The 13015-nt window shown below is 63.4% G+C and carries 9 protein-coding genes; 4 read left to right on the top strand and 5 right to left on the bottom strand.

Annotation, left to right across the window (positions count from 1 at the left end; all coding sequences use genetic code 11):
- Positions 1 to 268 precede the first annotated feature (268 nt).
- From AC1D0N_RS12475 to AC1D0N_RS12460, 4 genes are all read right to left on the bottom strand, one after another.
- Complete coding sequence (locus AC1D0N_RS12475; protein WP_477244217.1) at positions 269 to 1030, bottom strand: glutamine amidotransferase; 762 nt, start codon at positions 1028 to 1030, stop codon at positions 269 to 271.
- Positions 1031 to 1118: 88 nt separating this feature from the next.
- Complete coding sequence (locus AC1D0N_RS12470) at positions 1119 to 2120, bottom strand: rhamnose ABC transporter substrate-binding protein (protein ID WP_477244215.1); 1002 nt, start codon at positions 2118 to 2120, stop codon at positions 1119 to 1121.
- A 47-nt stretch (positions 2121 to 2167) separates the two neighbouring features.
- A complete protein-coding gene (locus AC1D0N_RS12465) occupies positions 2168 to 3157 on the bottom strand; it encodes an ABC transporter permease (RefSeq protein WP_477244213.1) in 990 nt (329 codons plus the stop codon).
- Entirely contained in the window at positions 3154 to 5670 is a 2517-nt protein-coding gene (locus AC1D0N_RS12460; RefSeq protein WP_477244212.1) for an ATP-binding cassette domain-containing protein, read from the bottom strand. The genes AC1D0N_RS12465 and AC1D0N_RS12460 overlap by 4 nt, the downstream gene beginning before the upstream one ends.
- A gap of 301 nt (positions 5671 to 5971) precedes the next feature.
- Here AC1D0N_RS12460 and AC1D0N_RS12455 point away from each other — a divergent pair, with 301 nt between their 5' ends.
- From AC1D0N_RS12455 to AC1D0N_RS12445, 3 genes are all read left to right on the top strand, one after another.
- Entirely contained in the window at positions 5972 to 7168 is a 1197-nt protein-coding gene (locus tag AC1D0N_RS12455) for an ROK family transcriptional regulator (protein WP_477244210.1), read from the top strand.
- Positions 7169 to 7373: 205 nt separating this feature from the next.
- Positions 7374 to 9233, top strand: a complete 1860-nt coding sequence (locus AC1D0N_RS12450) for an ABC transporter ATP-binding protein (protein ID WP_477244208.1) — start codon at positions 7374 to 7376, stop codon at positions 9231 to 9233.
- Entirely contained in the window at positions 9233 to 11125 is a 1893-nt protein-coding gene (locus AC1D0N_RS12445; protein WP_477244206.1) for an ABC transporter ATP-binding protein, read from the top strand. The genes AC1D0N_RS12450 and AC1D0N_RS12445 overlap by 1 nt, the downstream gene beginning before the upstream one ends.
- Before the next feature lie 111 nt (positions 11126 to 11236).
- Here the strand turns inward: AC1D0N_RS12445 and AC1D0N_RS12440 are convergent, their stop codons facing one another.
- Entirely contained in the window at positions 11237 to 12223 is a 987-nt protein-coding gene (locus AC1D0N_RS12440; RefSeq protein WP_477244204.1) for a hypothetical protein, read from the bottom strand.
- Between the two features lie 114 nt (positions 12224 to 12337).
- Between AC1D0N_RS12440 and AC1D0N_RS12435 the strand changes: the two genes are divergently transcribed.
- Positions 12338 to 13003 carry a hypothetical protein gene (locus AC1D0N_RS12435; RefSeq protein ID WP_477244202.1) on the top strand — a complete coding sequence of 222 codons (666 nt, stop codon included), beginning with the start codon at positions 12338 to 12340 and terminating at the stop codon, positions 13001 to 13003.
- Positions 13004 to 13015 lie beyond the last annotated feature (12 nt).

Genomic DNA, 13015 nt, shown 5'->3' with positions numbered 1-13015 from the left:
GGCGCTGGTCTGCTCCAGGCAAACGCCAGACTATCGAGCACAAGGTCCCTCTGGCGTTCAGCCTCGTTCATGCACCCCACCTCGTGGAATCGGGTCAGGCTGGATATGTTATCGATATCACGAAAGGCTGGCAACAGCCCGTGCCAGGTCACGATTAAGCCGCAGATATCAACCACCGAGGCCGTCGCGGATAGCGAAGAAATAGCAATCGGTTCCGACCTGGCCGCTCTGAGCGCGGCGTCTCAGTTGTTCATCCTGCCGGGGCTTCCTATTCCTTGCCGGCAAGCCAGCGGACGATGTTTCCCATCAGCTTGCCGTAGAGCGGCCAGCCGAGAAAATCCTGCGACAGCCAATGCGGGCCGATATCGGTTGCCCAGGCGACGGTGCGGCCACGGCCATGGCTGCGAACGGCAAGCAGCGGCCAGTCCGCGCCGCGATGATGGCAGGTCGCAAGCAGCCGGGACGAACCGTCGCGCCTGAAATCCAGCTTGTTCATGCCGAGGATCGGCGGCAAGGGCCCCTCCACGCCGGCAAATATCGGATGCGACGATTGCAGGATGGACGCCTGCAGGCCTTGCGGCACCTCCATGCCGTCGCAAAACGGCAGGCAGCGGATCGGCAGAACATCTTCGACCGGCGTGTCGTGGAACCGCGCCGTCCCGAACATGCCCTGAAAGCCCATATAGCCGCCGGCCAGCATCAGCCCGCCGCCGCCTTCGACATAGGCTTTGAGCACGTCGAGGCGGTTGACGCCGACACGCCCGGCGCGGGCCTCGGGCGTGACCAACAAGGTCAGTGCGCCGACATCGGAGATGACCACCGCTTGATACTCAGCGAGCGCATCGAGGTCATAGGGAAACTCGGCCGCGCAGCGATCGCCACCGATCTGCGTGACAGCGATGCCCTCGGTGGCCAGCGCGGCATTGAAGGCCGTCGCGCCATTCACCCAAGTCGCGCTTGTCAACACGTCGCCGCCGGCAGCGACCGAAGTTGTCGCCGCGAAGATCTCACCTGCCAGCAAGAGTTTCATCGTCGCCCTCGCGCTGTTCGACTGAAAGACAAGGTTGGAAGACGGCGCCGGCTGGACCCAGCGCCGCCGTAGTTTCAAGTGCCCGGGATCAGAACTTGAACTCGGCCAGATTGTCGGGAGTGACGATCTTGGCCGGGCCGAGGATCAATTCACCGCTGGCGCCGACCGTGTATTCGCCGAGCCTGCCTGCCGTGAACTTCTCACCTTCCTTGCCGGTGATCTTGCACTGCGCAAGCGCCTGGGCCGTCTGATAGGTAAGATAGCCAAGATCGGTGACATTCCACCAGATGTCCTGAGCGGCGCCGTCCTTGATGTATTTCGAGATCAGAGTGGCCGGCGCGAGGCCGGTCAGCTTGACCTTACCGATCATGCCCGCCTCCTCGAGTGCGCGCGCGGCCGCCGGGAGGCCAATGCCTGCCGGAACGATGATCACCTTGAGATCGGGAAACGCCTGCACCAGCGCCAGCGCCTGCTGCTGGTTGACCTGCTCGCTCTCTTCGCCATAGGCGACCTGCACCAGCTTCATCTTGGCGAACTTCGGCTCGGCCGTCATCTTCGCCTTCATGAAGTCGATCCAGGCGTTCTGGTTGGTTGCCGTCGGCGTCGACGACAGGATCGCGAACTCGCCCTCGCCGCCGCTGAGGGCGAATGCACTTTCCAGCATCATTTCGGCGAGACTGTCGCCCTTCACCTGGTTCACGAATACCGCGCGGGCATCGGCCGCCACGTCGGAGTCATACGAGATCACCCTGACGCCCTGCTGAACGGCGCGCTTCAGCGCAGGCGCAACGGCATTGGCGTCGTTGCCGGCAATTGCGATGACCCCGACCTTCTGCGACACGAGGCTGTTGATGAATTCGATCTGCGCCTCCGCCGTCGCCTGCGACGGGGCGACCTGGGTTGCAGTGCCGCCAATTTCCTTCGCCGCCTCTTCGGCGCCTCCAAAAGCCACCTTGAAGTAGGGATCTGTGTCGAGTTTGGGCAGGAAGCCGACCGTTACCGGTTCCTTGGCGCACTCCTGGCTGAAGGCCAGCGACGCCGGCGCGAGCAGAACCGCGGATGCGAGCAGGGCTAATCTAAACGCTTTCATTGTGACTCCTCCGTTTGAAATTCGGGCTTGAATGAAGGGCCCCGAGATCACCCCTTGGTCTCGCGCAAGACGCGCGATCTTGTGAGCCTCTCCTGTGCGGAGCGCCAGTAATTGCCGACCAGCAGTGAGCCGATCAGAAGCAGGCCGATGAGCATGCCCTGCGCGTCGCCGCCGATCTGGTTGAGCGCCAGCACGTTGCGGATGACGGCGATCAGGAGCAGCGCCAGCATGACGCCGGTCAGGCGGCCCTTGCCGCCAAAGACGCTGACGCCGCCGAGCAGCACGATGGTGATGACGTCGAGCTCCATGCCGAGTGCGTTGTTGGCGCGGGCATTGGACAGACGCGCGGTATAGACGACGCCGGCGATGGCCGCGACGACGCCCGAGACAATGAACAGTTTCAGCACCATGCGGCGCGTGTTGATGCCGGAATAGCGCGCCACTTCGGGGTTGCCGCCGAGCGCATAGATGCGCTTGCCGGTCGGCGTCTTTTGCAGGACGACAGCGAAGACCGGGGCCAGCACCAGGACGGGCACGATGGTCCACGGTATTTCGGTACCCGGCAGATTGTTGATGCCGAAATCGACGACGGCGGGCGGCAGGATGTTGACCGAACCGGTACCGAGCAGGATGTAGCCAATGCCACGATAGAGCGCCATTGTGCCGAGCGTCACCACCAGCGACTGCAGTCCCAGGCCCGAGACCAGATAGCCATTGAAAGCGCCGAGCAGGCCGCCGGCGATGAGCGTCAGCGGGATTGCCATCAGCGTCGGCACGCCGGCCTGGACGAGCAGGCCGAAGACCACGGAGGTCAGAGCCAGCACCGAGGCGATCGACAGGTCGATCTCGCGGGTGATGATGAGCAGCGTCATCGGCAGGATCAGCAACGCCTTTTCCGAGGCGCTGGCGGCCAGTTGCGAAAGATTGAAACCGGAGCCGAAATTCGGCACGAAGATCGCCGCGTAGAGGAAGATGGCCAGGCAAGAGGTCGCCAGCAGCAGATCCCAGAAGTCGATCGAACGCAGGAACTTCTTCATCTCGCCCTCGCCTGTCTTGCCTGCTCGGCGCGCCGCACGATGAAGGTGTCGATGCCGATGGCGACCAGGATCACCAGGCCGTAAACGCCTTGCAGCCACAGCGGGTCGACGCGCACCAGCGTCAGCCCGTTCTTGATGACCAAAAGGGTGAGCGCGCCGAGGATAATGCCGAGCAGCGTGCCCGAGCCGCCGCGGATGGCGACCCCGCCGACCACGGCCGAAGCGATCACGGTGAGCTCGAAGCCGAGCGCGACGCGGGCATCTATGGTGGCGTAGCGCGATGCCCACAGCGCCCCGCACAGGCCGCCAAGCAGACCGGCCATGCCGAAGGCCAGCAGGATGCGCCGGTCGACGGGAATGCCGATGAGACGCGCTCCATCCGGGTTGGAACCGGTGGCGAACAGCTCGCGTCCCGTGGCCGTGCGATAGAGCAGCACATAGCCGGCGCACAGGATGACAACAGCGATGACGACGATCAGCGGCACGCCGGCGATCTTCAGCCCGGTCATGTCGAGCCAGGTTTGAGTGACTTCGTCGGCGCTGATCTGGTCGCCCGCCGCCCAGATCGAGTTGAAGCCGCGAAAGATCGACATCGAGGCCAGCGTGACGACGATGGCCGGGATATTTCCCCTCGTCACGACCAAGCCGTTGAGCAGCCCGGCAAAACCGCCGACAGCGCAGGCGGTGATCAGGCCGATGGCGATGTCCAAACCCGGATAGGCCTGAACCATGCTGGCCGCCATATAGGCGGAAAGGCCTATCACCGCGGCAATTGACAGGTCGATGTTTCGGGTAATCAGCACCAGCATCTGCGCCAATGCCGCAACGATCAGCAAGGCGGCATCCATCGACACGGCAGTGAGGTTGGCCGCGCTCACCATGCGCGGGTTGATGATGGTGACTGGAATGGCGACCGCCAGCATCGCCGCGAGCAGGCCGCACTCCCGCCGCTTCAGGAAGTCGAACGGTCCCTTTGTCTTCTCCTCGAGGGCCGCACGCTCTGTCTGCGCTGCCTGGCCGGCGCGTTCGTCGGTCTTGGTCGCCGCTTCCAGAACCTTTTCCTGGGTGGCTTGGCCGCGCGCGAACTCGGCCGTCTGATGGCCTTCGCGCAGCACGACGATGCGGTCGCACATGCCGATCAGCTCGGGCATTTCCGAGGAGATCAGGATGATCGCCATGCCTTGCGCGGCAAGGTCGGCGATCATCGCGTGCACCTCCGCCTTGGTGCCGACGTCGATGCCTTGCGTCGGCTCGTCGAGGATGAGGACGCGTGGCTCGGTGCGCAGCCATTTGGCCAGAACCACCTTCTGCTGGTTGCCGCCGGACAATTCCTTGACCGGCTGCCCGTAGCCGGAAAAGCGCAGCTTCATGCGCTTCAGCCAGTCCGCAACCAGATCGATGGCGCGATCGGCGCCGTAGAAGCCGGCTGTAGCTGCCTTGTCGAGGACGGGCAGCACCGCATTGTCGAGGATCGAAAAATCCATCACCAGGCTCTGGCCCATGCGGTCTTCCGAGACATAGGCGATGCGCGCATCCATGGCGTCGCGCGCCGAAGTAAAGCGCACGGCTTGGCCGTCGATCAGAATTTCGCCGGCATCCGGCTGGTCGATGCCGAACAGCACGCGTGCGATCTCGGTTCGCCCGCTGCCGACGAGACCACCAAGCCCAAGCACCTCACCGGCGTGAAGCTTGAGGTCGATGTCGGAAAAGCCGCCGGCGCGCGAAAGCCCCCTCGCCTCCAGCACCAGCGCACCGCTCGCGTGGCGCCGTTCGGGATAGAGATCGGTCACTTCGCGGCCGACCATCATGCTGATGGCAGCAGTGCGGCCAAGCTCTGCCTTCGGCTTGACGCCGATGAGGCGCCCGTCGCGCAGCACGGCGATGCGGTCGGCGATGCGAAAAATCTCGTCCATGCGATGGCCGACGAACATCATCGACACGCCGTGCAGCCTGAGATCGGCGACGACGGTGAACAGCCGCTCGACCTCGCGCTGCGACAGGGCCGCCGTGGGTTCGTCCATGATCAGCACGCGCGCGTCGAGTGACAAAGCGCGGGCGATCTCGACCAGTTGCTGTTCGGAAGTGCGCAGCGTTCCCAACCGTGTTTCGGCCGGCACGTCGAGGCCGACCGTCGCCAGCACCTTGCGCGCGCCGGCAAGCATGGCGGCGTTGTCGATGCCACCAAAACGGTCGCGCGGCATGTGGCCGAGATAGATGTTTTCTGCCACCGAGAGGTCCGGGAACAGGCCGGGATGCTGATGCATGACCGCAATCCCGGCAGCCTGGGCGTCGTGCGGCGAATGGAAAACGGCGGGCGTGCCGTCGACTTCGACATGGCCGTCGGTAGGGGAATGCACACCGGCCAGCAGCTTCACGCAGGTGCTCTTGCCGGCACCGTTCTCGCCAAGCAGCGCCAACACCTCGCCGGAGCGCAATTCGAAGGACGCGTCCTTGAGGGCAATCGTGCCGCCGAAGGCCTTTGTCGCCTGAACCAGGGCGACGGGGACAGGCACGTCCCTCTTCACCGCAGCATGGGCTTCGCCATATGCGCCTGAGTGCAGCACCTTCCCTCCCTGGGCGATTATTTTTTCAATTTGCTATATTAAATAGGTTCAGGCTGCAACAGGAAAATTGACTTCCATGGCTCAGAGAGGCACTGTCGCGTCGCGCACGGGCGCGGCCGGAGTGCCCTGATCGCAGCAGCTTCACAACTGCAGGCGGCCAGAGTGGCTCCGCGAGAAGTGAAGGGAGGCGCCGGTTTTGTCTGGAAAAGGCAGTAATTCCGTCAAGGTTCGGCATTACAATGAGCGTTTCGTGCTCGATGCCATCCGGCGGCTGAAGGAGGCTTCCAAATCCGACCTGGCGCGCGCCGCAAATCTGACGCCGGCCGCGGTCGCCACCATTGTCGACGGCCTGGAGTCTTCGGGATTCGTAAAGCAAGTGGGAAAAAGGTTCGGGCAACGCGGATCTCCGTCCACTCTCTACAGGCTTACGCCGGAGCGCATCTACAGCGTCGGCATCAAGATCGGCCGGCGTGCGCTGGAGGCCGTGCTTGTCGACTTTGCCGGCGAGGTCCGCGCCCGCGAGTCGCACGAATACCGGTTTCCAGATCCCGATCTGGTGCTCAGGGCCGGAAATATGTCGCTGGCCAATTTCGACAAGGTGGTCGCCGGGCTTGGCGATGCCAGCATCGTCGGCGTCGGCATCGCTTCACCTTATTTCCTCGGCGGCTGGAGCGAAGAGCTCGGCTTTCCCGATGACCTTGGCAGCCGCTGGGATGCAATCGACCTGACGACATTCTTCACGGCCAAGCCGAAAACCCCGGTTTTCGTGGAAAACGACGCAACCTCGGCGGCGCTCGCCGAACTCATCCAGGGAGCCGGCGCGCGATTTCGCGACTTCATGCATATTTCGATCGACACGTTCGTCGGCGGCGGGCTGGTGCAAGGCGGCAAGGTCCATACCGGACCGCACGGCAACAGCGCCGCACTCGGCCCATTGCCGGTCTCGCCTTCGAACCTCGATTCGGTGGCGGCCAAACCGGCGCGCTACCAGAGCCTGCTGCATCGTGCCTCGATCTATGTGCTGGTCAATCATCTCAAGTCGCGCGGCGTCGAGATCAATCGCGTGCGGGAACTGGATCCGCTGCCGCCGGGCGCGCGCGAGCCTTTGTTCGAATGGATCGACGATTGCGCCAACGCGCTGGTCGAGGCGATCATCGCCATCACCTCCGTCATCGACATCGAGGCGATCGTTCTCGACAGCATCCTGCCGCGGCCGATCCATCTCGAGCTGCTGGCAAGGGTGCAGACCCAGTTCAACCGGATCAGCGCCATCGGCATCGTGGCGCCCGAAATCGTGTCGGGACAATTCGGCCCCGAGGCCTCGCCGATCGGTGCCGCCATGCTGCCATTCTCGGCGCTGCTGGCCCCTGACAGCGGCGTGCTGATGATCGGCAAGGACAGAACGAAACTGCTCAGCAGCCTTTCAACGCTGGCGAGCCAAGCCTGAATGCTCTCAAGCTGCTCGCTGACACCGCAGCCGCCACCGGCACCCTGAACACTCACAGCAGCAGTTCCTTTCAGGCACAGTGCGAGGCCGTCATTGGCTCTTGAACGGTCAAGCCGGACACGCGTAACATCGCGCCGAATTAACCGCTCACATTGAGTCTGCTTCATTAGTCCGGGCTAAACCCCGGGCGGGTCTGGATATTTCCTTGAATACGGATGCGGCCAGCGGCGCGCCGAAGCGCGGCAAATCGTTTGCCCATGTGGCGGAGGCGTCATGGGGCAAGGGCCTCAGCACCTTGCTGCGTATTGCCCGCATGACGCTTCGCCATCCCTGGCAAGTTGCCATCACCATCGTCTCGACCTTCATCGCCGCGACGCTGCAGCTTTTCATTCCGCGCCTGCTGGGGCGCGCCATCGATCAGGCGCAAGGCGTGATCGCTACCGGTGCCGGCGTGGCGGCCGAGCACGCGCTGTGGAACACGGCGCTCACGCTGCTCGTCGTCAGCATCCTGCGCGGCCTCTTCACCATGGCGCAGAACTACTATGGCGAGGCCGTCGGCCATCGCACCGGCTATGAGCTGCGCCTGGCTTTCTATGAGAAGATCCAGCGCCTGAGCTTCTCCTTCCATGACAAGGTCCATACCGGCGATCTCATCACGCTTGGGCTGCTCGATCTCGACGGCGTGCGCATGTTCTTTTCCACCGGCATATTGCGCGTAGTCCTGCTCGGTGTGCTGATCGGCGTCGGCTCGTACCTCTTGATCAGCACCGACCTTGAGCTCGGGTTGCTCAGCCTGAGTTTCGTGCCGTTCGTCGCCTGGCGCTCCTCGGTCACTCAACTGGCCTTGCGCAGCACCTGGCTGACGCTGCAGGAGCGCCTGTCGGTGCTGAGCCGGGTGATGGACGAGAATCTCGGCGGCATCCGCGTCGTGCGGGCCTTTGCGGCGCAGAAACACGAGCTGGAAAAATTCGACCGCGCCAAGCGGTCGGCGCTGGAGCTTGCCGATCAGCGTGTCGACATTCGCGTCTCCAACACCAGCGCCATGAATTTCTCGTTCCTCGCCGCCATGGGCCTGGTGCTGTGGTTCGGCGGCCAGAAGGTGATTGCAGGTGAGATCAGCGTTGGCACGCTGGCCCAGTTCCTCACTTTCATGACCATCCTGCAGATGCCGGTGCGCCAGCTCGGCCTGATGGTCAATTCGTTTGCGCGCGCCTCGACCTGCGGCACCCGGCTGTTCGAACTGCTCGACGCCGAGCTCGACATCAAGGACGCACCTGACGCCAGGGACCTCGTCATCACTGACGGCGTGCTGCGCTTCGACAATGTCGGCTTCCGCTACGCGGGCGCGGGCGAGCGGCAGACACTGTCCGGCATTTCCTTCGAGGCCAGGTCCGGCGAGACCATCGGCATTGTCGGCCCGCCGGGCAGCGGCAAGTCGACCATCGCCCATCTGATCCCGCGCTTCTACGATGTGACGTCGGGCTCGATCACCATCGACGGCCAGGACATCCGTGCGGTGACGCTGCAATCGCTGCGCAAGGCCGTCGGCGTCGTGCAGCAGGACGCGTTCCTGTTCACCACCTCGATCGAAAACAACATCGCCTATGGCAATCCCTGGGCGCGCGAAACCCGCATCGGGCAGGCAGCCGAGTTTGCCCAGTTGCACAACTACATCATCGGGCTTCCCGCCGGCTACACCACGGTCGTCGGCGAACGCGGCGCGTCGCTTTCCGGTGGCCAGCGCCAGCGTCTGACCATCGCGCGCAGTCTGATGCTGCGGCCATCGGTGCTGGTCTTCGACGATTCCACCGCGGCCATCGACGCCGGCACTGAGCAGCGTATCCGGACGGCGATGAAGCGCTTCGCCAAGGACCGCGTCACTCTCATCATCTCGCACCGGCTGAGTTCGCTGATGCATGCCGACCAGATCCTGTTCGTTGAAAACGGCCAAGTTGTCGAGCGCGGCACGCATGACGAACTGCTGGCGCTCGGTGGACGCTATCGCGCGCTTTACGACCTGCAGCTGCGGCCGGAAGACGACCGGCCGCAGCTGGGAGCCGCATGATGTCGACACAGAACGACGACGAGAAGGACGATACCAGTGGACGGCCGACAAAGGCTGTCGTCGGCTCGCATCGCGACGAGGAAGAGGTTTTCGGCAAAGCCTACGATCCGCGCATTATCAGGCGCATCTGGAGCTTCGTGAAACCGTATCAGGGCCGGATTTTCATCTCGGTCGCCGCTGTGCTGGTGTTCACGCTGACGCAGCTGGCGATCCCGCTGATCATCCGCTACGCCATCGACCACGGCATGACAGAGGGCAGGTTCGACCGGTCGGTGATGAACTCTGCGATCGGCGCTTTCGCGGCCGTCATCCTGGTCAACTATGCCGCCTCCTATGTGCAGGAAAGCGTCGTCGGCAAGGTCGCCGAAAATGTGCTGTCCGACCTGCGCCGCGCCATGTTCAGTCACCTGCAGCTTGTCTCGTTGAGCTTCATGGACAAGACCGAAGTGGGACGGCTGATGTCGCGCCTGCAAGGTGACGTCAATTCGATGCAGGAATTCCTCGAGACATCGGTGATGTCGGTGGGCGACATCGTGCTGTTGTTCGGCATCGTCAGCGTCCTGCTCTGGCTGGATTTCCGGCTCGGCCTGCTGACGCTGTCGACCATGCCGGTGCTGTTCATCGTGCGCCTGTTCTGGCTGCCGCGCGCCAAGGTCGCCTTCATGGCCGCGCACGAAACCAACTCCATTGCCAACGGCGCGCTGGCCGAAGGCATCCATGGCGTGCGCACCGTGCAGAGCCTCGAACGCCAGCACGTCAATTTCGACCTCTACGACGAAAAGGTGCTGGCCAATCTCAATGCCCATCTGCGGTCGGCCAGATACGCGCAAGTGATGGTGCCGATAGTCGACACGCTGACCGGCGTCGCCATGGCGACGGTCATCGTTGTCGGCGGTTCTATGGTGCTTTCGCAAAACCTCGACATCGGCGTCATGGTGGCGTTCCTGTTCTACATCCAGCGCTTCTTCGACCCGATCCGCTCGCTCACCATGCAGTACAGCGTCATGCAGCGCGCCATGGCTTCTGGCCAGCGCATCTCCGAAGTGCTCGACGTGCCGATAGATGTCAGCGACAAGGACGATGCCTTCGCGCTGTCGCGCGACATGGACGGCTCGGTCGAGTTCAGGAACGTAACCTTCGGCTACCGGCAGAACCTGCCGGTGCTGAAGAACATCTCCTTCCGCGTCAATCCGGGCGAGACTGTCGCGCTGGTCGGTCCGACCGGGTCGGGCAAGTCCAGTTCCATGGCGCTAGTGCACCGCTTCTACGATGTCTGGTCGGGTCAGGTCCTGGTCGGCGGCCATGATGTGCGTGACCTCACCCAGGATTCGCTCGGCGATCAGGTGGCCATGGTCCTGCAGGAGCCGTTCCTGTTCTCGGGCTCGGTGCTGGAAAACATTCGCTACCACAAGACCGGCGCCAGCCGCGAAGAGGTGGTCCGTGCCGCACAGGCTGTCGGCGCGCACGACTTCATCGAGCAACTGCCCGACAGCTACGACACCGAACTCGAGCAGCGCGGCGGCAATCTCTCGCTCGGCCAGCGCCAGCTGATCAGCTTCGCACGCGCACTGGTCGCCGACGCCAAGATTCTTGTGCTCGACGAAGCCACAGCCAGCATCGATTCCTACACCGAGATGCTGATCCAGAAGGCGCTGGTCACGCTGCTGGAAGGCCGCACCGGGCTCGTCATCGCCCACCGCCTGGCCACCATCCGCGGCGCCGACCGCATCATCGTCCTGCAGAATGGCGAGATCGTCGAAAGCGGAAGCCACGAGCAATTGATGGCAGGAAAAGGCCTCTACGCCCGCCTCTACAACATGAACTACGCCTCGTTCGACGACATCTCAGACAGCGAGATGGAGCTGGACGCCGCGGTCGGCAAAGCGACGTGATTGGATCCGGTCGTCGACGGTCACCTCGTCATGCGTTCGCCATCGAAGGCTTCCGTTCCCCGTTGGTCCGGTGCCTGGCTGGCGAGAAACGCTTGGCTGTGCTGGGGAAGATTATTTTCCCTGAACTCGCTTGAAGACTTTCAGCAGCACGAGCTTCAGCCGCTTGAATTGATAGCGGCGGCGCAATTTGGCCAGGACCGCTCGATTGGCGGCGTCGATCGCGGGCAACGTGTCGGGCGCGGTCGCCTGCGGCAGTGCGAGCAGCGCATCGGCGTGGCGGTCGGCGAAGCGCTGCGGGTCATAGGTGGCGAACGGCGTCGGCGGGTCGCTGAGCACGGTCGGGTTGCTGTTGATCTCGAACACCAGCAGCTTGCCATCCACCAGCGCATAGTCGACGCGACCATACTGTATGCGAGCCTTTTCGAAGACCTGCATCACCTGGTCGGCGTGCGGATTGGCGGCAATATAAGCCCTGATCTCGTCGATATGTGCCGGCAGCAACCCCTCGGCCGAATTCTTGACGAACCACGATTTCGACATGGCGCAATGCTGGGCGTAGATCGTAGTGCCGACGCGAAAGGCGGCGAATTTCCTGAAATAGCCGTCCGGCCCAGCCGTGCCGACCATCTCCACCACCATCGGCCGCACCAGCCTGCTGCGGTCCAGCTTGGCGAGTGCGGTGTCCAGCGCCGGTCGGTCGTGCAGCAGCGGCGGCTCCTCGTAGAGCGCCCCCACCTCGTCGCGGATGAAGACGGGATAGCGTATCGTGTCGCTCAGCTGCTGCGGCCTGAAGACGCGAAAAGCGTTGCTGCCATCGTCGTGCAGCATGCGTAGCAGATCGAAGCGCTGCAAGCTGACGCCCGGGTGGTTCAGCTGCGTCAGGCTCGTTTCCCGTGCCAGCTCCGCACTGAGGCTGGCCGCCCGCTCTATCTCGTCGGCGGTCAGCCGGTCCATGTCCGACCAGATCACCACACCCGCGTCAACGCCGCGCAGCAGCCCGGCATCCTCATAGCGCACCAGCCGGAATGACGCTTGCAGGTCAGTCCGGTGATAGAGAAGCACGACCGCATGGGTATAGGCGTGCTTTCTATGCGTCACATAGAATATCATTCGGATCCACTTTTTCGTCTACAATCGCAAACGGGGGTTGTGGTGACTAGCAAAAAGCGGCGGTGCCCCCTATAGCGCGTCTTGAGTCGAGACAGCCGAGAGATGAACTTCGAGAGCACTGCGCTTCCCGTCCGCCAGCTGGGCACGAACGATTTGCCGCTGCTGATGGAGCTTGAGGCTGCCGCCTGGGCCGCTCCGTTGCAGGCCAGCGAAGCGACCATCCGCCGGCGGCTGGCGCTCGGGCACACCATGCTCGGGGCGATCGACGGCGATGTGCTTGCTGGCACGCTCTGCTTCACCGAAACGAGCCAGGACCCGCTGGTGCGCGCTGATTTCCCGGCGAATTTCGACGTCTTTGCGTCGCTGCCGCGCAGCGAGCCGGTGTACGCCCTCTATGCCTACAATCTCTGCGTCCGCCCAAGCCACCGCGGCGGCAACACGGCGATCCGGCTGCTGAAGGAAATGGAGCGCCACGGCCGCCGCCTTGGTGCGCGCTGGCTGATCGGCGATGGCCGCTGCTCGGCCTATGCCGGCTCATCGGGCGACGACGACAAGGTCAAGGCCGACCCGCGGTTCCGCGCCACCATCGATCGCTGGAACGAGACCGGCATACGGCCGCCGCTGGAAGAGATCATCCGCGATCCGCTGCTGCGTCTGCACTACCGCGTCCTCGAATGCGAGTTTCTCTACGTCATGCCGGATTTCTTCCCGCACGATGCCGCATCAGGCGGTTTCCGGGTTATTTCAGCCAAAGATCTCAAGAAATGACATGCGAGCCGC

The organism is Mesorhizobium sp. P2_E10 (genome assembly GCF_056404235.1).
The sequence above is the reverse complement of the archived record's forward strand: the minus strand, read 5'-3'. Positions and strand labels throughout refer to the sequence as shown.